Source organism: Aliiroseovarius lamellibrachiae, assembly GCF_018599245.1.
GTDB lineage: Bacteria > Pseudomonadota > Alphaproteobacteria > Rhodobacterales > Rhodobacteraceae > Aliiroseovarius > Aliiroseovarius lamellibrachiae.
In genome coordinates this window covers 214,866-237,411 of record NZ_JAHEVJ010000006.1, presented here as the reverse complement: position 1 = coordinate 237,411, position 22,546 = coordinate 214,866, and the positions used below count along the sequence as shown (strand labels likewise).

The window sequence follows — 22,546 nt, the reverse complement described above, 5'->3', positions numbered from 1 at the left end:
GTGAAATCTATGTTGCGTTTTCTTGTGCAAGACGGCTGGGCGCCCCCCGGGATGCACGCAAAACCTTTTATTCCGCGTTAAACACAAACAGGGTTTCGCCGTTGATCTTATAGGCATTGATCAAATCTTTGGCTGTGTCCGACACCAACCACGCCTCTAACTTTGCGGCCAGATCAGCCCTGACATGAGGGTGCACATCTGGGTTTACGGGCAGAAACGCATATTGATTGAACAAAACCGGATCCCCGGAATAGACCAACGCCAGATCGCCCTTATTGCCAAAATTCAGCCAGCTTGCGCGATCAGACATGATATAGGCGTTCATCCCGGCGGCGGTATTAAGTGCGGCCCCCATCCCGGCCCCCACCGCTTTGTACCAATCCCCGTCTGGCGTCACATCAGCACTTGCCCACAACGACAGTTCTTTCTTGTGGGTGCCGCTGTCATCGCCGCGACTGACAAAAGGGGATTGGGTGTCTGCGATCGCCTTAAGAGCCGCAGCCGCGCTGTTGGCGTCAGCCAATTTGGCACTGTCTGATTTTGGGCCGATAAACACAAAATCATTATACATGATCTCACGGCGATGGGTGCCAAAACCCCCTTTGAGAAACTTTTGTTCAGCCTTTTTGGAATGCACCAGGATCGCATCCACATCACCCGCCTCGCCCAGCTTTATCGCCTGCCCGGTGCCCACCACCAACAGCTGCACATCAATGCCCGTATCCGCCTTAATCTGCGGCAACAGAATGTCGGCCAAGCCAGAGTTGTGAAAAGATGTGGTCACGGCCATTCTCATCTCATCCGCAACAGCCACACCTGACAAAAGAACCGAGGCGAAAAGCCCGCACAAGACCCGTTTCATTCGACGATATCTCCTTTTAAAAAGGCACAGGCCTGTGCCGTTTTAGGCCTCTCAAAAAACGTTGATGCTGGGCCATATTCGTGGATGTTTCCGTTTAGAAGAAACAAGGTTTCCGTGGCCAGGCGGCGGGCCTGCCCCATATCGTGGGTCGACATGATCAACCGTGTACCCGCCGTGGCGGCGCGGGTCAGGATCTCTTCGATTTCACGCGTCGCGCGACCATCCAGCGAGGCGCAGGGTTCGTCCAGAAACAGCAAATCCGGTTTCGTGATCAACGCGCGGGCCAAGGCAAGTTTTTGACGCTCGCCGCCAGACAAAAACGGTGCCGGACGATCCAAGGCGTCCCCCAACCCAATATCCTGGGCCGCCTTGATTGCAAGCGCACGCGCCTTGGGCCGCGCCATTTTCGCCAACCTCAGCGGATAGATCAAATTGCCCAGCACCGAACGACGCATCATCACCGGATGCTGAAACACAAAGGCTTGTTTTTGGCGGGCCTCCAACGGATCACAAGACCATGTGATCGAACCCGCGCCAAGGCGGGCAATGCCGTGGAGCATCCGTAGAAAAGATGTTTTTCCGGCGCCATTTGGGCCAATGACAACCGTGACCCCGTCCGCCTGCAGGGTCAGATCCACGGGGCCGATCAGCGCTTTTTGGCCACGGCGCAGCGTTGCGCCTGACAAGACAACGGGAAAAAGATTGCTCACCACCGGCCCTCCCGCTCTGTGCGACCTATGACGTGGATTGCAAGATTAACGGCAATGGCCATGAAGATCAGCACAAAGCCAAGGCCCAGCGCGAGAGCAAAGTCCCCTTTGCCCGTTTCAAGTGCGATTGCGGTGGTCAACACGCGGGTGTGGTGGTCGATATTCCCCCCAACCACCATGATCGCGCCAACCTCGCCAATTGCGCGTCCAAACCCTGCCAGCGCGGCGGTTAATAACGCACGCCGCCCGTCCCAAATAAGGGCCTGTACCCGCTGGAATTGGGTCGTATTCAGGGAAATCAGAAGGTCGTGATAATCCGACCACAATTCGCGCAAAGCCTGATGGGCAATAGAGGCAATCAGCGGCACGATAATGATCACCTGAGCGATCACCATGGCAGTTGGTGTGAACAAAAGCCCCATAACCCCCAACGGGCCAGAGCGACTGAGAAACACATAGACCACAAGCCCGACGACGACCGGGGGCAGGCCCATCAACGCGTTGAGCATTGCGATCGTCAAGCGGCGCGCGCGAAATCGGCGCACAGCCAGCAACGCCCCGAGCGGCAGCGCAACAACGGAGGCAATCACCAAAGCGGTCAGCGTCACGCGCAACGACCGCAACGTGATTTCCACCAAATCCGCATCCAAAGTCAGCAACATCCAGAAGGCCTGAGACATGCCGCTTAATAAATCTGACATGCTCCCTCCCTTATTCACCCGACGCGCATGTTGCGCCACGCGGTCAAAAATTCAATAAAACGGGCCGACCGGACCTTAGCCAACGGGAAAACACCGCTTTTCTGACGCATATGCGATATGGACAATTTGTCCAACCCGCACAAGGCAACCAAGCATTTTTACCAAAGCGACAGCATACCCAAAAACGTCTACACGGCTTGCATTTCAGACATTCAAGCGGCTTTCGCTGCCCCCGTTTTCACCTTGCACCAAACTGGCCGGTTTTAGCGGTATTGTTACAAGGCAATGCGCGGGCGACCTGAGGCTTCGGCAATCACTTCCGCATCAATAAACACGTCTTGTCCCTCGATTGTGGCGGTGCGGATGTCACGCTGTACGACCACACGAACCCCCTCGGCCCCGGCCACAATCGCCGCGTTCTGCGCCCTCGACTTCAACACCTCTTCAAGGCGCAACAAGGCGTCTTCCGAGCTGCGGAAATCCTCGGGGCCAGTGGCGAGATGCACCCGGAACGTCCCTTCAGATGGGCTGGTGATGGTGCCTGTCTCACGTATCGTAACCCGACCAACCACCGCCCCAATGGCGTTGGCAACCCCGGCATGTTCCGGCAAGATCATCTCACACTGCAGCCGCGCGCCAACTGCGGGGTAATAGGTGGGTGCCGATGCCCCCAAGCCCACGACCGGCAGGTTTAACCCGGCATCCAGTTTGACCAACCCGCGGTGACGGCTGAGCCCTCGTTGGGTCAGGACATGGCGGGCCAAATCTGCTGCGGGCAGACCGAAGCCATCCGCCTCTTCTCCGAAAGCCGTTTCCAAAAGCGCAAGTGATGTTTGCTGGGTCAACTGATCCACGATAACCTGCGCAACCTCTTCAGCAGTATCAGAAAACCGCTTGCCGGCGCCGGTACGCTGACGGCTGAAAAGTTCCAGCGCCATATGTGCGGCTTTCGCGTCCCAAGCATCCGCATTTCCCAAAACATGGCTGGCATCCGAGGGCGTCACGCCAGACACCTGCACCAAACCGCGATCCACCAAACGGCGCAGCGCGTTATATTCCAGCCGGTTTTCCAAGACATCCCCCAAGGGGTGAATCTGATCCCCAATCCGTTCCAACAGCGCGCTGTCACGAGGTGGCAATCCAGAGCGATGCGCGCCTGAAACGGCACGGACAAAACGCGCAAAATGTTCGGTTAATGTTGTGCTGCGCAGTTGCTTTTCCAGCACCTCATGCACCAGATCTGGCGCCTCCATCGCGATCAAGGACACGGGTAAAACGCGGCGCGGACCAAGTGAGACCGAACTTTGCAGCCCTTCGGACAAGAAATGCGCCTCGCTGTCACCGCCCAAACCCGACGTGCGCATCGCCACCGCCTCGACCATTGTGCGAAACGGGCCAACCCGCGCGCCTTCGGGATCAATGGCTGGACGGCCATCGCGCAGCACCGCAACATCCGTCGTGGTGCCGCCAATATCGCTGACCAAAGCGTCCGCCGCCCCGGTCATCCAACGCGCGCCAACGATGCTTGCCGCCGGGCCGCTTAAGATGGTTTCAATCGGGCGTTCCAGTGCAAATTCCGCCGAGATCAACGCCCCGTCCCCGCGCACAACCATCAAAGGGGCGTGGATGCCCAGCTCAGTCAATCGGATCTGTGCGCGTGTGATCAGACGGTCAATCATCCCAATCAGCCGCGCGTTTAAGATCGCTGTCAGCGCCCGCTTGGGGCCATTCAGCTTTGACGACAGATGATGTGAACAACTGATCGGTTTTTCACACTGCGCGTGGATCATATCCGACACGCGCTTTTCATGCGCGGTGTTTCGGGTGGCGAATTGCGCAGCAACCGCAAAGCCTGAAACGTCTGAGGCCTGCAATGTTAACCAATCTCGCAGGCTTTTTTCGTCCAGCGGATGCGCCTCGTTGCCTGCGTGATTGTGCCCGCCATCAATCAGAACATAGGGATCCCCTGCCATCACATCGGTCAACCCGTGGCGTTTCATATCCGCCTCGTTAAAGCCAACCAACACCAGACCCACGCGTTCGCCTTGCCCCTCGATCAACGCATTGGTGGCCAAGGTGGTCGACAAGGACGCAAGCGTAATCTGGTCTGGATCCACCTTCGCATCGCGCAACACGGCCTCAACCGCCTTGCCAATGCCTTCGGCAAGATCATGGCGTGTTGTCAGTGACTTGGCCGTCGCCACCACCGTTTTCTCATCTTGGATCAGAACAGCATCTGTATAGGTGCCGCCCGTATCAACCCCTAGGGAAAGTGTCATAAAATCCTCCTCGCGCGCCCGACCCAAATACAGACACCACGCCCCACTTGTCTGATCAATTTCGACATCGCGCGTCGTTTTTGGCCTCGTTTACAAGGGATGTCAAAAGCGCGGGGGGCGTTGACCCCAGGCGAAGCCGTCAACCAACACAGGCTCAACAGGCTTGATTGAAATTCAATCCGGTTGTTAACCTATATTAACGACAAAAAGGCGCGGAATGGGAGGGATCGGTATGGGGGCAGAGGGCACTGGAATTCGAGCTGTTTCACGACACTACGCCAGCGCCAACAACAGACGAGCATGGCTCGAACTTGGCCTAACTTTTCTTCTCTATCTGGTTGGCTTGCTCACCGCACTTTTCTCAATCGGTGCCCCTTGGATCCTGTTTCCCGCAATGATTTTCGCCGCCGCGATGGGGTTGCGGATTTACATTATTCAGCATGATTGCTTGCACCGCGCCTTTTTCACCAGTCGCCGTTTGAACGACATTGTTGGCACATTGGTGTCGCCCATTGCCCTGACGCCTTATCAAGCGACGCGGTTCAAGCACAACCAACACCACGCGCATGTGGCAGATCTTGAGCGGCGCGATACCTTTGAAATCTATGTCATGACCGTGAAAGAATGGGCCGACGCACCGTGCCTTATACGCGCCAAATATCGTCTGTACCGCAGCCCCTTTATCCTGATCATTGTTGGCCCATTCATTCTGTATGGGATCCTGCGCCGCATGCCGTTTTATGGGTTAAAGACCGGCATCTGGGATCTGGTGTTGCACAATGTGCTGTTGACCGGACTTGCAACATCTGTTTGGGCCATCGCAGGTTGGGCCGGGATCGCGGTCTGGGTTGGTTCAATCTATATCGCCTGTGTGTTTGGCGGGTTGATCCCCTATGTGCTGCATAATTTTGAGCATGTGCATTGGGGGGTAAAGCCAGAGCTTGATATGGAAACTGCCGCTTTGGAAGGGTCATCCGTGCTGGATTGGGGGCGCCTGTTTGATCTTGCGATGATGAATATTGCCTATCACGATCTGCACCATCTGAATGCCAAAATCCCCGGCTATAAAATCAAAGCCGCCTACGATGACCTTGAGGCGCGCGGGCTGATCACCTCTGAAAAGATCGGTTTTATCGATGGGATTAAGTGTCTGCGGTGGAAACTTTATGACGACGAAAACCGCTGTATGGTACCATTTCCCAAAGACCGGCTTGAGGCCCAGACACAGCTAAACGCCTAGCCGGGCCACCCTTAGCTGTGTTGCAACTGTGGAACGCGGGAGGCAAGCGCTTGCCAAATCGCTTCTATTTTTGGCCCCACTTGCGCACGCGGGCGAAAGGCACAAATATCCACGTCCAACCGCCATTCTGGCCCACCAATCGGCGCAATTAATTCCTGTGCCGACGCATCCACAGCACTTTCAGGCAGCCACCCTACGCCGTGCCCCGCCACAATCACCTCTTTCAACACGTCCGACATGTCGCATTGCACGCAAACCTTATGCGGCAGTGGCTCGCCAGCACGCTCCAACACATGTTCAAACAGCCGGACAAAATAGGCGCGGTGTGAATAGGCCACCATCGGAAAAGGGTGCTTTGCTTTGCCCGGAAACCCGAACCCCTCGCGCAGTTTCGCATCCTGGGTCGCATAGGGCATAAACCGGTCGCGCCGCACCACCAGACGTTCGTGTTGGTCCAGATTGTCGTGGGTCGGGATGGCCACACAATCATGGGCAAACAGGATATCCGCATCCCCCGCCAAATAGCGCGCAACCACATCACTTGTGGTGCCGACAATGACCGAAAATGAGCAATTGGCGTTTTGGCCGATGATCTCAAGCACCCGTTTGAACTCGGACCGCGCCAGCACATTTGGCATCGCAATCCGCACCTGGGACATCACATCAAACTGCGCCGCCCGGATCGAAGATCGCGCCTCAAACAACCGCTCCACCGCGATGCGTGCGCTTTCGCGAAACTGTTCACCTGCATCCGTCAAACGAACGGGCACAGCGCCTTTGACCACCAGCGCTGTGCCCAACCATTGTTCAAGCGATTGAATGCGCCGCGAAAACGCAGCCTGCGACACATTGCGGAATTCGGCGGCCCGGGTGAAGTTTCGCAACTCTACCAGAGCCAGATAATCCTCGAGCCACCGAACGTCCATTTGCGCCTGTCCTTACAATCCAATCGCGCGATAATACTCGGCGATGCGCGCAATGGTAACCACGTATGCGGCGGTGCGTAAAGTGGCGTTCCCCAGGGTTTTCTTGCGCTCCATGATCTCATCAAACGCGCGGACCATGATCTCTTCCAGACCCGAACGAACAACGTCAATTTCGCGCGTATCACGCGCAATTTTCGACCGCTGGGTATCTGGCAAGGGGCGTCCTGCAATCTCTTCCAATGCCGACACAACCGCCGAGCCCGACATGATGTTTTGACGCTTGTCCATCAGGCCAAAAGGCAGGTGCGTGATGTTTTTCACCCATTCGAAATAGCTGACCACAACACCGCCTGCATTCACGTAAAGATCGGGCAGAATGATGATGCCGCGACGGGTCAGACACTCTTCGGCTTCGGCGGTGACGGGTCCGTTGGCGGCCTCAACGATCAGCTCATAGTTCACGTCTTCACAATTGTCTGCGGTGATGGCGTTTTCTTTGGCCGCCGGGATCAGAATGTCTGCGGCTTTATAGGTCAGGCCTTGCGCTGATGGCACGGTTTCGGCACCGGGGAAATTGCCCACGGATCCGGTTTCAGCGCGGAATGCGGCAACCGCGTCCACATCAAAACCAGCGTCATCAAAGATCGCCACATCATGTTCAACAATGCCAACAATGCGCGCGCCATCTTCTTGCAAAAACTTGGCTGCATGATAGCCCACATTCCCGAAACCTTGCACAACAACACTCAGACCTGCGATGTCTTTTTGCCCCGCCACGGGTGCTGTGTCAGGATGCGCAAGATAGGATTTCAACGCATATTGCAGACCACGACCTGTCGCCTCGACCCGGCCTTCGATCCCGCCGCGCGCAACGGGTTTTCCGGTGACACAGGCCGCTTGGTTGATTGCATCTGAACGTCCCGAGCGGCGAAATTCATCCGCCATCCAGGCCATTTCACGCTCGCCGGTGCCCATGTCAGGCGCAGGCACGTTGCGGCCCGGATGGATCAGATCCCGGCGCGCGAGTTCCTGGGTAAAGCGGCGGGTGATTTTCTCTAGCTCATCTTCAGACCAATCCGCCGGGTTTATTTTCAAAGCCCCCTTTGAGCCGCCAAACGGCACGTTCACCAAGGCGCATTTCAGGCTCATCAACGCCGCCAATGCTTCAACCTCATCGTGGTTCGCATCGGGGTCATAGCGAATGCCGCCTTTCACCGGTTCGATATGCTCGCTGTGCACGGATCGCCAGCCCTGAAAGCTGTAAATCCGTCCGCGCAGTTTCACCCCAAAACGCACCGAATAGGTCGAATTGCATTGGGCGATCCGTTCGGCCAACCCTTCGGTCAGGTCGATATGAGAGATTGCATTGTCGATGAAGTTTTGAACACTGGTGAGAAATTCTTGCTGGCTCATGGTCTTTTCCATTTCCTAAGCCCCCAAAGGCGGGGTGCGTAGGTGAACGGAAACGCCATGCCGGTTTAGAAGTCCAATGCAGTTATTGCATCGCCCATGCAGGTGTCAGGGTGATGTCGCACGTTCACCAGGATCACAAAGGGCCTGACACAATGCATCCCATTGCTTGCGCGTCACGGTTCGGTCGCTGGCAGATATCCAATAACTCTGCTCGGGCGTCAGTTCCGCCTCCGACAACCGGTGCAAACGACCTGTGTCCAATTCGTCTTGCACCAGAGGAAGCGACGCCAAAAGCACGCCATTGCCCGCCCGTGCCGCGGCCACCCCGGCGGTGAAGGTATCAAACCGCAGGCGGGGAACTGGGGTGGGCGCGTCCCCGGTCAGCGCCGCCCATTCCTGCCACCCGTCGCGGGGGCCGGAGATCGCCAACCGAGGCAACGCCTGCCACGGGCCTTGCCCAAGCAAACCTGGCGCGCAGACCGGTGACAACCGCTCCGCGAACAGGCGGGCCTTGAAAGGTTCATCACCACGCCCCTCGCCATACCGCACCCGGACCATCGGCCCATCGCGCAGATCCTCGGCAGACAACACATGGGTTTGGCAGGAAATCTGAACATCTGCGCCCAATGACACCCCCGCCAATCGTGGTGCAATCCAATGGGTCAGCATCGACGCGCTTGCGGATAATTTCAGTGTACGGCGCCGAATTCCAAACAGCTCTTGGGCTGAATGATCCAGTGTGGCAAGGCCATGACTGACATATGGCAACCACGCCTCACCCTCAACACTCAGCACCACACCACGCGCCTGACGGATGAACAATTGCGTATCGAGTCGCGCTTCTAACTGGGCAATGCGCTGGCTGATAGCGGCCTGCGTCAGCCCTGTTTCCTTTGCTGCGCCTGTAAAACTGCCCGTGCGGGCGGCGGTTTCAAAGGCGCGCACCCAATCCAACGGAAGGTTGTCCAGCTGCGATCCAGCCATAAGTTTATCAACCCCTCAGACCCCATTCCTCTTTGTTGAACTTATGAACGGATGAAGCGACACTGTCACCAGAAAACACAATGTTCCACTTTGGCTCCAATCAAGGAAACCCCAGATGTCCGAAGTCTTGATCGACCCGCAAGCGCAGTTTCTCACCCTTAACACCGCAGGAAAATCCGCGCGCTTTCACGCCGTCTGGCTGCGCGATAATGCGTGGGATGAAGACACCCGCGCACCGGGCAATGGCCAGCGCCTGATTGCATTGCGTGACATTCCGGCCGGTACGCAAATTGGTGCCGCCAGCGTGGATGCCACCCATCTTGAGGTCCGCTTTGAACCGGAGGGCAAGACCGTTCGTTTTGATCTGAACTGGCTGATGGAAAACAGTTATGACCACCCGGTGCCGACCCAGCGTGGCTGGCTGGGACCACGCATTCAACCATGGCACAGTGATTTGATGGGCGATGTGCCGGTTGGTGATTTTGCCGAGCTTTCCAAACGCGGGGTCGCCTTGCGCGATTGGCTGGGAAAGGTCACCAAATACGGCTTTGGCAAGGTTGTGAACGGCCCGGTTGAGGATGGCGCACTGTTTAAGGTCGCAGGCCTTTTTGGCTTTGTCCGCGAGACCAATTACGGCAGGCATTTTGAGGTGCGCACAGAGGTGAACCCCACCAATTTGGCCTTTACCGGGCTGGGCTTGCAGGCCCATACCGACAACCCCTATCGCGACCCGGTCCCGTCACTTCAGGTGCTTTATTGTCTGGAAAGCTCGGCTGCGGGTGGTGAGAATATGGTGGTGGACGGCTTTGCCGCTGCCCTGCGGTTGCGTGATGAAAATGAAAACTATTTCAATGTGTTGGCAGATCATTGCGCACGGTTTGAATATGCAGGCGAAGAGGATGTTTGCCTAACGTCCCGCCGCCCGATGATCGAGCTTGCCCCCGACGGCGAACTGGTTGGCGTGCGCTTCAACAACCGGTCTTTGGCCGCCGTGACGGACGTGCCGTTTGACAAGATGGCCGATTATTACGCCGCCTATCGCCGCTTGGGCGAAATCATTGATGATGAGGCGATGGAGGTGACCTTTCGCCTGAACCCCGGCGAAGGGTTCATCGTCGACAACACCCGCGTTTTGCACGCCCGCAAGGGGTATTCCGGCGAGGGTACGCGGTGGCTTCAGGGGTGTTACTCCGACAAAGACGGGCTGCGATCAACCTATGATGCGATGATCCGAAGTGCGCAAAAGGAGGCGGCGGAATGAAGCCGGATATTGACGCGCTGACACCCCAAAACATCGTCGCATTCATCGGCGGGATCTTTGAGCGTCGTGGGGATGAGGAGTATCTGGGCGAGCCTGTGACCATGGCTGAACATATGCTGCAAGGCGCAACGATTGCCGAACAAAACGGCCAGTCAGAAGAGATCATTGTCGGCGCGCTGCTGCACGACATTGGCCATTTCACGTCCGAGTTTGGAACCTATCACCCTGATGATACCGAAGATCGCCACCACGAGGACGCGGGCGCTGAGGTGTTGGAGCAGTTCTTTCCCAGCGTGATCACCGATTGTGTGCGGTATCATGTGGCGGCCAAACGGTATCTTTGCGCCACCAAGCCCGAATATTTCGCGCGTCTGTCGCCGGCGTCCGCCCATACGCTTGAGCTGCAGGGCGGGCCGATGAATGAGGCAGAGGTGGCGGCGTTTGCAGCCAATCCAAACCTCAAGCAAATCATCGCGGTGCGCTATCTGGATGAGGCGGGAAAGCGCGACGATATGCTGACGCCGGATTATTGGCATTTTGCGCCAATGGTTCAGCGGATGGTGGATCGTCATTGCGCGTAAAGCGAGCTGGGGGTTTCACACCCCCAGACCCCCGTGGGATATTTTTGCCAAGAAAAAAGGGCGGAGCCCGGCCCGCCCTTTCCCATTTCTAAAACCGCAACGATCAGTCGATCACGCGCACCGCCCCTTTGGCAGCAGAGGATGCAAGCATCGCATAGGCTTTTAGCGCGTTGGACACTTTGCGTTTGCGCGGCTTGGCGGGCACCCAGCCCTTGGCGTCTTGGGCGGTCCGGCGCGCAGCCAGATCGTCATCAGACACATCCAGATGGATGCTGCGGTTTGGAATGTCGATGATGATCTTGTCACCCTGTTCGACCAAACCGATCGCGCCGCCCTCTGCGGCCTCTGGCGAGGCGTGGCCAATTGATAGGCCAGATGTTCCGCCTGAGAAACGACCGTCGGTCAGAAGGGCACAGTCTTTGCCCAGACCTTTGGATTTCAAATAGCTGGTCGGGTAAAGCATTTCCTGCATGCCCGGCCCGCCACGCGGCCCTTCGTAACGAATGACAACCACGTCGCCTGCCTTAACCTTGCCGGTCAGAATATCGCTGACAGCGGCGTCCTGGCTTTCACAAACATAGGCTGTCCCGGTGAATTTGAGGATGCTGGCATCCACGCCGGCCGTTTTCACAATACAGCCATCCAGCGCGATATTGCCAAAGAGCACGGCCAAGCCGCCATCTTGGCTAAACGCGTGTTCTTTTGAACGGATCACGCCATTTTCGCGGTCGGTATCCAGCTCTTTGAACCGGTTCTCGGTTGAGAACGCCTCAACCGTGCGCACGCCACCGGGCGCGGCTTTGAACAGGCTTTCGGCCTCTGGGTTGTTGGCGACCTTAATGTCCCATTTGGCAATCGCCTCGCCCATGGAGTTTGAATGCACGGTCGAGCAGTCATTGTGCAAAAGGCCCGCACGCGACAGTTCACCCAAAATTGAGAAAATTCCGCCCGCGCGGTGCACGTCTTCCATATGCACATTTTCGGTGTTGGGGGCCACTTTACACAGGCACGGCACCTTGCGGCTGAGCTGATCCATATGCGTCATGTTGAAATCAACTTCGCCTTCATGCGCGATGGCCAACAGGTGCAAAACGGTGTTGGTTGAACCACCCATCGCAATGTCCAGCGACATCGCATTTTCAAACGCCTCAAAGGTTGCAATCTCACGCGGGAGCAGGCCTTTTTCGTTCTCAACATAATGGCGTTTGGTGATCTCAACGATCTTGCGACCGGCCTCAAGGAACAGATTTTTGCGATCGGCGTGGGTCGCCAATGTGGACCCGTTGCCCGGCAGCGCAAGGCCCAGCGCCTCGGCCAGACAGTTCATCGAGTTGGCGGTAAACATGCCCGAACACGAGCCACAGGTTGGGCAGGCGTTTTCTTCGATATGCTGGACTTGGTCATCCGTCATATCTTCGCTTGCCGCAGCAACCATCGCGTCCACGAGGTCGATTTTTTTCATATCCAGATCCGCGAGGTCAATCTTACCCGCTTCCATCGGGCCACCGGACACAAAGATCACCGGAATATTCAGGCGCATCGCGGCCATCATCATGCCGGGGGTGATCTTGTCACAGTTGGAAATACAGACCATCGCATCGGCGCAATGCGCGTTGACCATATATTCCACGCTATCCGCGATGATTTCGCGTGACGGCAGCGAGTAAAGCATCCCGTCATGGCCCATCGCAATGCCATCATCGACCGCAATGGTGTTGAATTCCTTGGCAACGCCGCCGGCCGCTTCCACTTCGCGTGCAACCATTTGACCAAGATCTTTCAGGTGCACATGGCCCGGTACGAACTGGGTGAACGAATTGACAATGGCGATGATCGGCTTACCGAAATCATCATCGCTCATCCCCGTTGCACGCCACAATCCGCGGGCACCCGCCATGTTACGGCCGTGGGTCGACGTTCTGGAACGGTAAGCTGGCATCGTTTTTCGCCTCTCGCTGAATTTAAATCGCACAGGGATTAGCACTGTTGACCGAGTGAGGCCAGAGACGAGTTGCAATCCGGCCCCCCTGCGCCCTAGGGTCGCAAAGCTTTTGAGAAGGATCAGTCATGCGATTTCAGGATTTACGTGACGCCAATGCCATTCGTCGCACCGAATGGCCCGGCGATGATCAGGCCGATACCGCATTCCGGGCACTAGAAGTCGCGGGGGAGTTTGGCGAGGTGGCAGAGGCGGTGAAAAAGATGCTGCGCGCGGAACGTGGCATCAAGGGGTCCACGGCGACGTTGCAGGATGTGGCAGATGAAATGGCAGATGCGATCATTTCTTTGGATCTTTTGGCGGACCATCTGGGCATTGATTTGGGGGCATCTGTCGTGCGGAAATTCAATAAGACGTCACAGAAATACGACCTGCGCACACGGCTTCCTGAATAGGGTAAATGTTGACTTAAAAAGGGTGGTGCACCGGTTGCAGCCCCCCAATGGGGGACATTACGAGCTTGCTCGTATGGGCCACAAAGGACTGGGCGTTTTGCGGCCCGGTGGGGGGCTGGCTTTTGAAATATGCAAAGTTGCCAACATTTCCCTGAACGTGTTAATTGTCTTTCAGTGGGAACTTGTTGCTTTCTTCCACTAGATCGCGTGATGCGATGCTTTTTTTGCAATCTAGGTGGGGTAAAATGTGCGTTTTCGAGATGATAAATCGCCTTATATGAGCACGGCAAAAGAGCCGCCGCTTTCGTTCGATTGGACCGGCAGTTTGGGAAACCACTGCCAGGATATGAAACAGAAAATCCGGGCGGTTGGGCTCCGGCGGACCCTGACGCCGGGGACTGATGTTTACAAACAGGGTGAATGCAATCGAGAGGTGATTATCATCCTGTCTGGATGTATCGAAGTCACCTATACAACGCCAGACGGCGACGTCGCTTGGTTGCGCCACGCAACAAAAGGGGATGTTCTGGGTGAAATTGAAGTTTTATCAGGAGAAGCTGCCGCCGCCAGTTGCACAGTATGCACCCCTACCGAAGTGATTATTTTACCTTCGCCAGCTCTGAGCGACCTATATCGAGACCCCATCGTTCTAAGGGCACTTCATCGTAGAGTAAGTCACTATTTGAAAGCGGACAATCAGCTGCTCGCAAATGCTCTTTTTGCGAGCGTGAACGAACGTATTTGTCAAAGAATACTTGGGCTAATTCCCCCCGGCCAATCTGAAATTCAAGTCAGCCAGACAGAGCTGGCGCGACTGGTTGGGTGCCGTCGCGAGGCTGTTAATCGTCGACTAACTGCTTTGACCCAAGAGAGCGTCTTGGCGGTCAGCCGCGGCCGCATTGCCATATTGGACCGCCGACGCCTTGCGCAGTGGGCTGGTTGGGCTGACGACTTGCGCTGATGCGCCTTCCAGTTGGTGCAAATTTGAAACATTTTTAGATAACATGTTCAAGTTCCCCTAGACTGTGACTTTTCGCACAACTCCCAGCCTTCCCCTACGTTACCCCGAAAAATGGGAATGGACTGGTTTGCACCTGAAAAAAGGAGCAAGCCCACTGGGGTGATAAAACTGATGACTACTTTAGAGAATACGATCAATACAACTTCGGCAAAACGGAACTTTGGTTCGATACGCAAAATCATAACAACGTTTGCTTTTCAGCTCACTTTGGCGGCCATTTTGTCGGTTGCTTCGATCAGTAATGCGGTTGCGCAACATGTGACGTCATCGAGCGTGTCACCAACAACTTATTCTGGGGCGGGGCAGTCGATAACCTTCTCCTTCGTCATCAATTCGGGTACATCAATTTACAACGGTGTTTCGGCATCGGGGTTTCTCGTTCCCAATTACAGTTGTTCGCCTCAGAGTTCTGGCAGCCTCAATGTCAACATCACCTGCTCGGGGACCTATGTCACCTCAGCCTCTGATGTCTCTACGCTTTATGAAACCCCGTCCACCATTACTGTGGGGATTAATGGCGTCCCCAACCCACCCAATTTTACCGTGGCATATGTTGCGCCACCCCCGACCCAGCAATCGCAAACCATTAGCTTCACTGCACCGAGCACACAGACCTATGCCCCTGGCCACACGGTTCCCCTAAGTGCGACCGCGACGTCTGGATTGTCCGTCAGTTTTGCCTCAAACTCGACCTCTGTTTGCACGGTGTCTGGAACCACTGCCACGATCCTGTCTGCCGGAAGCTGTTCGATCACCGCCAGTCAGGCAGGCAATGCGAATTATTTCCCCGCAAGTAGCACCAAAAGCTTCACCGTCAACAAAGCAAACCAAACTGCCAGTATTACAAGCACGGCCCCGACCAATGCGACAGTTGGCGGTTCGAGCTATACGGTAGCGGCAACTGCGACCTCGGGGTTGACCCCAGCGCTGACCATCAGCGCCAGCAGCTCGGCGGTATGTGGCATCGCTGGCTCTACTGTCTCTTTCAATGGGGCGGGCACCTGTACGGTTAATGCAAACCAATCTGGCAACGCGAACTATAACGCCGCTCCGCAAGCGCAACAGAGCTTTACCGTGAGCAAAACCGCTCAAACCATTTCATTTTCCAGCATTGCCCCGACCAATGCAGTGGTCGCAGGTGCCTCCTATAACATTGGCGCAACCGCGAGTTCAGGTCTGACGGTTTCGTTCTCAGCCGCAGCCGCAAGTGCGGGCATCTGTTCAGTCTCTGGATCGACGGTGTCATTCTTAGGTGCGGGGACCTGTCGGATTGATGCAAATCAAGCCGGGAACGCAACCTATGATCCCGCCCCGCAAGTGTTCCAAAGCTTTGCTGTAAGCAAGCAATCACAAACTGTCAGCTTTTCAAGCACCGCGCCAACAAACGCCGAAGTCGGGGGTGCCACCTACGCTGTAAGTGCGACCGCAACTTCGGGCTTGACCCCAGCATTGACCGTGGACGCCGGCAGCGCCGCAATCTGTAGCATCGCGGGCTCCACCGTTTCATTCTCAAGTGCGGGGACCTGTCGGATCAACGCGAACCAAGCCGGGAACGCGACCTATGATCCCGCCCCGCAAGTGTTCCAAAGCTTTGCTGTAAGCAAGCAATCGCAAACTGTCAGCTTTTCAAGCACCGCGCCAACAAACGCCGAAGTCGGGGGTGCCACCTACGCTGTAAGTGCGACCGCAACTTCGGGCTTGACCCCAGCATTGACCGTGGACGCCGGCAGCGCCGCAATCTGTAGCATCGCGGGCTCCACCGTTTCATTCTCAAGTGCGGGGACCTGTCGGATCAACGCGAACCAAGCCGGTAACGCAACCTATGATCCCGCCCCACAAGTGTTCCAAAGCTTTGCTGTAAGCAAGCAATCGCAAACTGTCAGCTTTTCAAGCACCGCGCCAACAAACGCCGAAGTCGGGGGTGCCACCTACGCTGTAAGTGCGACCGCAACTTCGGGCTTGACCCCAGCATTGACCGTGGACGCCGGCAGCGCCGCAATCTGTAGCATCGCGGGCTCCACCGTTTCATTCTCAAGTGCGGGAACCTGTCGGATCAACGCAAATCAAGCCGGTAACGCAACCTATGATCCCGCCCCGCAAGCGTTCCAAAGCTTTGCTGTAAGCAAGCAATCACAAACTGTCAGCTTTTCAAGCACCGCGCCAACAAACGCCGCACCTAGCGGAACCTATGTAGCAAGCGCATCTGCCACGTCAGGGTTAACGGTTGCATTGTCGATTGATGCATCCAGCAGCGGCATTTGTTCTATGGCGGGCAGCACCGTTACATTCAGCAATCTTGGCAATTGTCGGATCAACGCCGATCAGGCGGGGGACGCAACCTATGATCCGGCCAGCACCTTTCAGGACGTAACAGTGGGCAACTCTGCGCCAACTGCAAGTGCCGGCCCGGACCAAGCTTCGATTGCATCAGGTGCGAACGTTACGCTGGATGGCAGCGCGTCAAATGACACTGATCCAGGCCAAGTTCTAAGCTACAAATGGCGCCAGCTGAGTGGGTCGAATGTCACGTTATCATCGACCACCGTGGGCAATCCAAGCTTTGATGCCCCAACTCTGGCGGTTGGTGTGCCGTCGGAGGTGCTGGTGTTTGAACTGGTGGTCAATGACGGCCACACAGCATCGTCGCCTGATACAGTGACCATTACGGTTCGCGATCAGACGGCACCGTCGGTTACGATAACGGGTTTGCCTGGCAAGCTCGAAGCAAACACCTCTGCGCAGGTGGCAGTAACATTCACTGAACCTGTAACTGGATTTGTTGAAACAGACCTGACGGTTGTCAACGCCAGTGTCTCGAACTTTGCGGGCTCGGGCGCCGTCTATACCGCATCCATCACCGCGCTATCGTCGGGCGATATATCCCTTTCGGTGGCCAAAAACGTTGCACAAGATAGTGCTGGCAACAAAAACGCAGCGTCGGCAATTGTGACCGCCAAACTGACGGCCACAAAGGTAACCTATAAATTGCTTGCCAACAGCGCCAAAAAACGCGGTCAATCCTTGCTGTCATCGCAACCAAATTTGGGTTCGTTTTTCCGATCTCAACGCGGCTCATTCGTCGGTCGACTCTCGTCACGCGGTGGGGATTTCAAGCTTTCAACCAAGCCGGAAAACCCAGTTTGGCTGTTTGCGCAAGGGCGCTGGTCTTCCAATGGTGGTGTGCAGGACAGTTACATTCATGCCGCTGTGGGTGCCCATCTTTTGCAACGGGAAAACTTTATCCTTGGGGCAATGCTGCAAGGCGATCACGGTTCCTCGCGAGACGGCGTTGCGGCGCTTGACGCTAATGGTTGGCTGATTGGCCCCTATTTTGTTGCCCGTTCGCCGGATGGCAAACAAGTCTTCTCGGGCTCTTGGCTTGTTGGGCGTACTGATATCGCGCTCTCACCTCTCGGAACTTACCAAGATGAAGTTACCGCGGACCGAAACGTCTTTACCCTGTCGATGAGCCACGAAATTTCTATTTCCAAGCTCACCTTGTACCCAACATTAGACTTGGCAAACATCACGGAGAAACGCCCCAGCTATGTCGACGGTTTGGGACAGACAATTGCGGCAGGAAATCTGAACTTGTTCGAAGCATCCGCAGGGCTGGACTTCAGTATCCCGACCGCGGTGTCGTCTGGTACAGGCGAGGTGACAGGCGGCCTGTCCGCGATCTACGCACATTATGATGTGGACGGCGCGATTGAAGAAGATCTGCGAGGACGCGTGGATTTTGGTCTCAATCGTCAGTTTGATAATGGTGTCATCTTCAATGTGAACATATCTTATGATGGCATTGGCGCGCCTGAACGTGGATCGGTTGGCGCGGACCTGTTGATCAGTAAGAATTTCTGACCGCGGCGCTCTGATTTCACTATGTAAGAGCATGACAAAAAGGCGTGTGTTTCAGCAATGGATCACACGCCTTTACTGTCCAATTGATCAATTTGGGACAGATCAGAAACAGAATAGCCCCCGTATTGCAGACGCTTTCTTCCCTAAGTTTGAGGCAAGATGCCCGTTCTGGAGAAGCCCAATTTCAGTGACGGTTTCAAGCGTGATGCTGTGCATCCGCAGCCCAGCAGTCGAAACGCCGTGTCGATGAGAAGGGGGATTACGGTACGTGGACATCCAAATCCTGAGGTTTCGGCGCGATTGGCATCAGCACCAAGTCCCTGCACACCTAGAAGGCTCGGTTTGCAAAGCCACCAAGCGTCCGATTTGAGGTTGCGGCAACAGACAGCGCAATGCAAATCCGGACTCTGTCTAGGAAACTAGGGGGGTTGCCGGATAAATGGTGCCCCATGACGGACTTGAACCGCCGACCTTGTCCTTACGAAGGACCTGCTCTACCAGCTGAGCTAATGGGGCATTGCTATGTTTCTGCGCGGGTCTTTAGCACCGTCCCGCGCGCATGGGTAGCCCCAAAATCAACGCTTTTCATTGCTGATATGATCAGAGGGTGTTGCCACCACTTCTCCGTCCAGTGGCTCGTCACGCATTACCGGATCATCCGATGCCTTGTCTTGATCATCGACGGAGAGGTCACGCTCAGTCTCGCTCGGGGTATCTTCTCCGATGATCAAAGGCAGCATCTCAGCACCACCGGCCATTTGGCCTTCGGCCTCAGGCGCCTTGGTCCAGGACAATGTGTCAAACCCACCGCAGTTTTCACAAACCGGGGTCCAACCTGCATGAATGTGCTTACAGTTTTCGCACACCCACTGGGGGCCTCGTGGGGCGGTTACGGCACGGGCCAAAAGCGCCCGCACTGTTTTGTCGTCTGACCCTTCGCCCCGCTCAATCGCGGCCAGTAACGTCAAAGCGCGCTGCGAAGGCTCACTATCTGGCAAATTCCCCAGCGCCTTGCGCGCCGCAACATAATCGCCCGCTGCGATGTTCAGTTCCGCGACCAACATCCGCGTTTCTGCGTCGCCTTCGCGATGCTTGGTCAACGCGCGGAAACGGGCAATACGTGCTTTGGGTGTTTCATCGGGGGCAATCTCCGCAAATGCGGCGGCCAAATCAGGGTGGGGTTGCGCGACCCAAGCTTTGGTCAACACGCGCGCGGCATAACGTGGCTTGTCATCGTCGATATATCCACGCGCGGCCATCACGGCCGCAGGCACCAGATCAGGGGAGAGTCGGTTGGCTTCAATCGCCGCCTCACGCGCCTCTACGCTTTTGCCTTCGTCCAAGATCCCTTTGGCCTCGGACAGCGCCAAAACCGCATCACGCCGTTTATGCACATCACGCGGAAGGCCCCCATATTTCAGCTTTGCAGCCAGCGTTTTTCGCGCACCAGCCCAATCGCTTTTCTGTGCCTGAAGGCCCAACAATGCATCTTGAGTGTCCACATGGCGTGGTTTCAGCGCTAGGGCTTTTTCCGCCAACCGCATGGCAGTTTCCGTGTCGCCCTCGTCGAGTTTTTGCTTCATCAACCCGCGCACGCCAACAAATTGGGTCCGCTCATCCGACAGAAGTTTCTTGTATACTTGGGTCGCTTTGCGCGTATCACCCGACATTTCAGCGGCCTGTGCCGTCAACAAATTGGTTAGCTCCGGCCGACGCAGATATTTCTCAGCGCGCGATGCTTTGGCCATCGCTGTTGAACTTTCGCCCGATGCCAGCGCCATCATGCCATCCGCCAGCGCCTCATAGCCCTTTTTCTCACGCGAGCGATCAAAGTATCGCGAAATCGCTGTTTCATCCCCGTTCAAAAAACGCACCACTGCGCGCAGCAATCCAAACAGCACAATCAGCAGCCAGACCGCAACAATCAACACCGCAAAAACAATCACCGCCTGCAACGGCCCAAGGTTCAGTTCAACCCCGGCCACTGCCACACGAATTCCACCTTCCAGCTCCATCAACGCGCCGGCGCCCATGGCCAGCCCCGCAATGACCGCGACGAACAGGATAATCTTGAAAAGAGACCAAAGCATCGGCGTGTCCTTAGTTTTTGTTCACAAGCTGGGATAGCGCATCACCAGCAGCAAGCGCATCTTTGCGGGCGGTGGCATCAGCAATCCACCCTTCTAATGCAGGTTTCCCTGCGTCTGGCAGGGCCGCAAGTTCGGCCAGGGCAACATCAATTTTTCCCATCTTCAACGCCCCTTCGGCGCGCGACAGGATCGCATCCGCATCCGTCCCATCCTTGGGCTCCAACGACCGGGTGCCCAACTGCAAGCGCACAAAGGCTGATACGCGATCCATCTCACCTGCGGCCACAGCGGCCCGAACCGAAGCATCCAGCGCTGCACGCGCGGCTTCTGGGAACATAGCCTGAAGCGCGGACAACGTCACAACACCCTTTTCTGCGTGGGCAGCCAGGGCCATAGGGGCCTCAACACCCGCCTGTTCGGTCAAATCAAACAGCGCATCGCCATAGGGGCGACCGGTATCAATCGCAGCCAAAACACGCGCCAAAGCCGCCCGTGCCCCTGCCGCTTTCGCAGCCTCGGCAGCATTGACTTCCAGCGTCGCGGCATCTTCTTTCGCGCTGGAGATTTTCGCGAGTTCCTGATCCAGCATCTCACGCATCTGTTGCAATTCCCGCTCATAGGCCGTGGCTGCAGCAGCGGCCGCTTCCATGCCCGACCCTTGTGGGAGTTTTTCAACGGTGTGCAGGCGGTTTTCCAGATCACTCATCGCGGTGTTCATCGCGTCAAGCTGGGTGCGCAACTGAGCGAGTTTACCCGTAATCTCACCGCGGGCATTGGCAAGGCTGTCATCATTTTTAAGAACCGTCAGCGCCTCGCCTTGCGCCGCACCTTGGCTTTCAAGCGCGGTCAGGCGACCCGTCAAAGCGGCCAACTCGGTTGTAATCGGATCCTCAGCTGGACCAGAGACAAACGGCCATTGATCAGGATAGCGCGCGGCGCCAAATCCAAGCGTTGCTGCAACCACGCCACCCAAAAGCATTGGCACAAACCCGCCACGACGTGGGTTTTCGGCCAAGACTGCCGCCGCGTTGGACGACGCAGGCGGGGGTGCTTTTGATGCCGTGTCGGCACTCGACGTCGCTTCACGTTTAGTGCCGGCGTTGTCCTTAGGCGCAGACTTGTCCGCAGGTTTTGCATCCTTCAGGCTGGTTGTGCCTTTTGACACATCCTCTTCAACTGATGAAGGGTGTGCCGCGGCTTTTGCGCCTGTCGTTTTTTTCGAAGCTGCGGGGTTTGCCCCGCTTTTCGGTGATTTTTCAACGGGTTTTGCCACCGGCTGTTTTGATTTTACAGTCGACGGCTTTGCACTCGCACTTGCATCTTTCTTTGATCCAGGCCCAGCCAGAGCGGTATCTTTCTTGTCACTCACAGCAGCGTCTTTTGCGGTCTTTTCGACCTTCGATGCCTGCCCTTTTGCGGGTTTGCGGGTATTGGCCAATGTCAGAACCTTTCGAATCTCACCTTAAATTGCGCGGCAGTCGCGCCACACCAGACTAACTTGGCCCCACCGGGCCCTCAAGCGAACTTACCCAATCTTACCCCCTGAGAGGCTTTGAAGGGATGCGACAATCCTGCCCACCATCTCGATCTGTGTCGGTTCAGCGCAAATTTCAACCGATGGATCAGGCATTAAGCCAGTATAAACCGCGCGCCAAGCCTCCGCGATCGAGGCGCTCATCGCAATGATGTGAACCTTTTGCCCGAGTTGCGCCACCTCTTTTGCAACCAAACGCGCGGAGCGTGGCGAGAAAAGGGGAAGGATTACATGCTTCTCCCCGGTCAGCGCATTTATGGCGGCTTTCGTCAATGGAATAGATTGTTGATCATAAACGATTTTCTCAGAGCATCCATAGCGGGCCGCAAGATCGGCACTGACATGGCCCCCGCGTAGATACACCATCGGGCGCTCTGGTATGTCTTCGGGCAGATGATCTGCGTCCTGCGCGGTCATGACAACCTTCGCCCCAGCCTTTTCCGCCGCTAACGCCGTACGGTTGCCAACACAATAGGCGCGCTGCCCGTCCATCCGCCCTTGAACCCCATGTACAGACGTCAGAAGAACCGCCTGAAACGCGGCCAAATCCGGCCATGCGCCTACGGGAATAATCCGTAAAACCGGAGAAACCTCCGCAACGACCACCTTACCCAACGCCGCCTCGCACGCTTCAAGCACCTGACGCGAGCTGTTCTCCGGACGTGTAAGCACCACTTTTGCAGACATGA

General features: G+C 56.3%; 18 protein-coding genes and 1 tRNA gene. 7 read left to right on the top strand and 12 right to left on the bottom strand.

Translation table 11 applies throughout. The annotated features are described in order from the left end of the window. Window positions 1-67: 67 nt before the first annotated feature. The 4 genes from KKW20_RS12345 to KKW20_RS12330 all read right to left on the bottom strand — a co-directional run bounded on the left by KKW20_RS12345 (window position 68) and on the right by KKW20_RS12330 (window position 4,552). Window positions 68-862 (bottom strand): ABC transporter substrate-binding protein, encoded by a 795-nt coding sequence (locus tag KKW20_RS12345; protein ID WP_214568193.1) that lies wholly within the window; start codon window positions 860-862, stop codon window positions 68-70. Continuing rightward, window positions 859-1,572, bottom strand: coding sequence for an ATP-binding cassette domain-containing protein (locus KKW20_RS12340; RefSeq protein WP_214568192.1), 714 nt, complete (start codon window positions 1,570-1,572; stop codon window positions 859-861). The genes KKW20_RS12345 and KKW20_RS12340 overlap by 4 nt, the downstream gene beginning before the upstream one ends. Beyond that, window positions 1,569-2,273, bottom strand: coding sequence for an ABC transporter permease (locus tag KKW20_RS12335; protein ID WP_214568191.1), 705 nt, complete (start codon window positions 2,271-2,273; stop codon window positions 1,569-1,571). The genes KKW20_RS12340 and KKW20_RS12335 overlap by 4 nt, the downstream gene beginning before the upstream one ends. Before the next feature lie 275 nt (window positions 2,274-2,548). Then, window positions 2,549-4,552: a hydantoinase/oxoprolinase N-terminal domain-containing protein gene (locus tag KKW20_RS12330; RefSeq protein ID WP_214568190.1), complete on the bottom strand. Its 2,004-nt coding sequence runs from the start codon at window positions 4,550-4,552 to the stop codon at window positions 2,549-2,551. A gap of 217 nt (window positions 4,553-4,769) precedes the next feature. On the opposite strand from KKW20_RS12330, the gene KKW20_RS12325 reads away from it, so the two are divergent. Then, entirely contained in the window at window positions 4,770-5,792 is a 1,023-nt protein-coding gene (locus KKW20_RS12325; RefSeq protein ID WP_214568189.1) for a fatty acid desaturase, read from the top strand. Between the two features lie 11 nt (window positions 5,793-5,803). On the opposite strand, the gene KKW20_RS12320 is transcribed toward KKW20_RS12325, so the two are convergent. From KKW20_RS12320 to KKW20_RS12310, 3 genes are all read right to left on the bottom strand, one after another. Next, a complete protein-coding gene (locus KKW20_RS12320; RefSeq protein ID WP_214568188.1) occupies window positions 5,804-6,718 on the bottom strand; it encodes a LysR family transcriptional regulator in 915 nt (304 codons plus the stop codon). A gap of 12 nt (window positions 6,719-6,730) precedes the next feature. Continuing rightward, complete coding sequence (locus KKW20_RS12315) at window positions 6,731-8,131, bottom strand: Glu/Leu/Phe/Val family dehydrogenase (protein WP_214568187.1); 1,401 nt, start codon at window positions 8,129-8,131, stop codon at window positions 6,731-6,733. Window positions 8,132-8,236: 105 nt separating this feature from the next. Then, window positions 8,237-9,115, bottom strand: a complete 879-nt coding sequence (locus tag KKW20_RS12310) for a LysR family transcriptional regulator (protein WP_214568186.1) — start codon at window positions 9,113-9,115, stop codon at window positions 8,237-8,239. A 115-nt stretch (window positions 9,116-9,230) separates the two neighbouring features. On the opposite strand from KKW20_RS12310, the gene tmpA reads away from it, so the two are divergent. Both tmpA and tmpB read left to right on the top strand, forming a co-directional pair. Beyond that, the gene (tmpA, locus tag KKW20_RS12305; RefSeq protein WP_214568185.1) at window positions 9,231-10,376 is read left to right on the top strand and encodes a 2-trimethylaminoethylphosphonate dioxygenase; all 1,146 of its coding nucleotides are present in this window, start codon (window positions 9,231-9,233) and stop codon (window positions 10,374-10,376) included. Continuing rightward, window positions 10,373-10,957, top strand: a complete 585-nt coding sequence (gene tmpB / locus KKW20_RS12300; RefSeq protein ID WP_214568184.1) for a (R)-1-hydroxy-2-trimethylaminoethylphosphonate oxygenase — start codon at window positions 10,373-10,375, stop codon at window positions 10,955-10,957. Before tmpA ends, tmpB begins: the two co-directional genes overlap by 4 nt. A gap of 103 nt (window positions 10,958-11,060) precedes the next feature. Here the strand turns inward: tmpB and ilvD are convergent, their stop codons facing one another. Further along, window positions 11,061-12,896: a dihydroxy-acid dehydratase gene (gene ilvD / locus KKW20_RS12295; RefSeq protein WP_214568183.1), complete on the bottom strand. Its 1,836-nt coding sequence runs from the start codon at window positions 12,894-12,896 to the stop codon at window positions 11,061-11,063. Window positions 12,897-13,024: 128 nt separating this feature from the next. Here ilvD and KKW20_RS12290 point away from each other — a divergent pair, with 128 nt between their 5' ends. The 3 genes from KKW20_RS12290 (at window position 13,025) to KKW20_RS16655 (ending at window position 18,233) form a co-directional block, all read left to right on the top strand. Then, window positions 13,025-13,351, top strand: a complete 327-nt coding sequence (locus KKW20_RS12290) for a MazG-like family protein (protein ID WP_214568182.1) — start codon at window positions 13,025-13,027, stop codon at window positions 13,349-13,351. Window positions 13,352-13,598: 247 nt separating this feature from the next. Next, a complete protein-coding gene (locus KKW20_RS12285) occupies window positions 13,599-14,312 on the top strand; it encodes a Crp/Fnr family transcriptional regulator (protein ID WP_214568181.1) in 714 nt (237 codons plus the stop codon). Window positions 14,313-15,077: 765 nt separating this feature from the next. Beyond that, entirely contained in the window at window positions 15,078-18,233 is a 3,156-nt protein-coding gene (locus KKW20_RS16655) for an Ig-like domain-containing protein (RefSeq protein WP_214568180.1), read from the top strand. Between the two features lie 440 nt (window positions 18,234-18,673). Here the strand turns inward: KKW20_RS16655 and KKW20_RS12275 are convergent. The 3 genes from KKW20_RS12275 to KKW20_RS12265 form a co-directional block, all read right to left on the bottom strand. Continuing rightward, window positions 18,674-18,749, bottom strand: a tRNA-Thr gene (locus KKW20_RS12275). Window positions 18,750-18,808: 59 nt separating this feature from the next. After that, a complete protein-coding gene (locus KKW20_RS12270; protein WP_214568179.1) occupies window positions 18,809-20,323 on the bottom strand; it encodes a heme biosynthesis protein HemY in 1,515 nt (504 codons plus the stop codon). A 10-nt stretch (window positions 20,324-20,333) separates the two neighbouring features. Further along, window positions 20,334-21,338 carry a COG4223 family protein gene (locus KKW20_RS12265; protein ID WP_214568178.1) on the bottom strand — a complete coding sequence of 335 codons (1,005 nt, stop codon included), beginning with the start codon at window positions 21,336-21,338 and terminating at the stop codon, window positions 20,334-20,336. A 13-nt stretch (window positions 21,339-21,351) separates the two neighbouring features. Between KKW20_RS12265 and KKW20_RS12260 the strand changes: the two genes are divergently transcribed. Further along, the gene (locus KKW20_RS12260; protein ID WP_214568177.1) at window positions 21,352-21,789 is read left to right on the top strand and encodes a hypothetical protein; all 438 of its coding nucleotides are present in this window, start codon (window positions 21,352-21,354) and stop codon (window positions 21,787-21,789) included. A 59-nt stretch (window positions 21,790-21,848) separates the two neighbouring features. Here KKW20_RS12260 and KKW20_RS12255 read toward each other — a convergent pair whose 3' ends face one another. Beyond that, the gene (locus KKW20_RS12255; RefSeq protein ID WP_214568176.1) at window positions 21,849-22,544 is read right to left on the bottom strand and encodes a uroporphyrinogen-III synthase; all 696 of its coding nucleotides are present in this window, start codon (window positions 22,542-22,544) and stop codon (window positions 21,849-21,851) included. Between the last annotated feature and the right edge of the window lie 2 nt (window positions 22,545-22,546).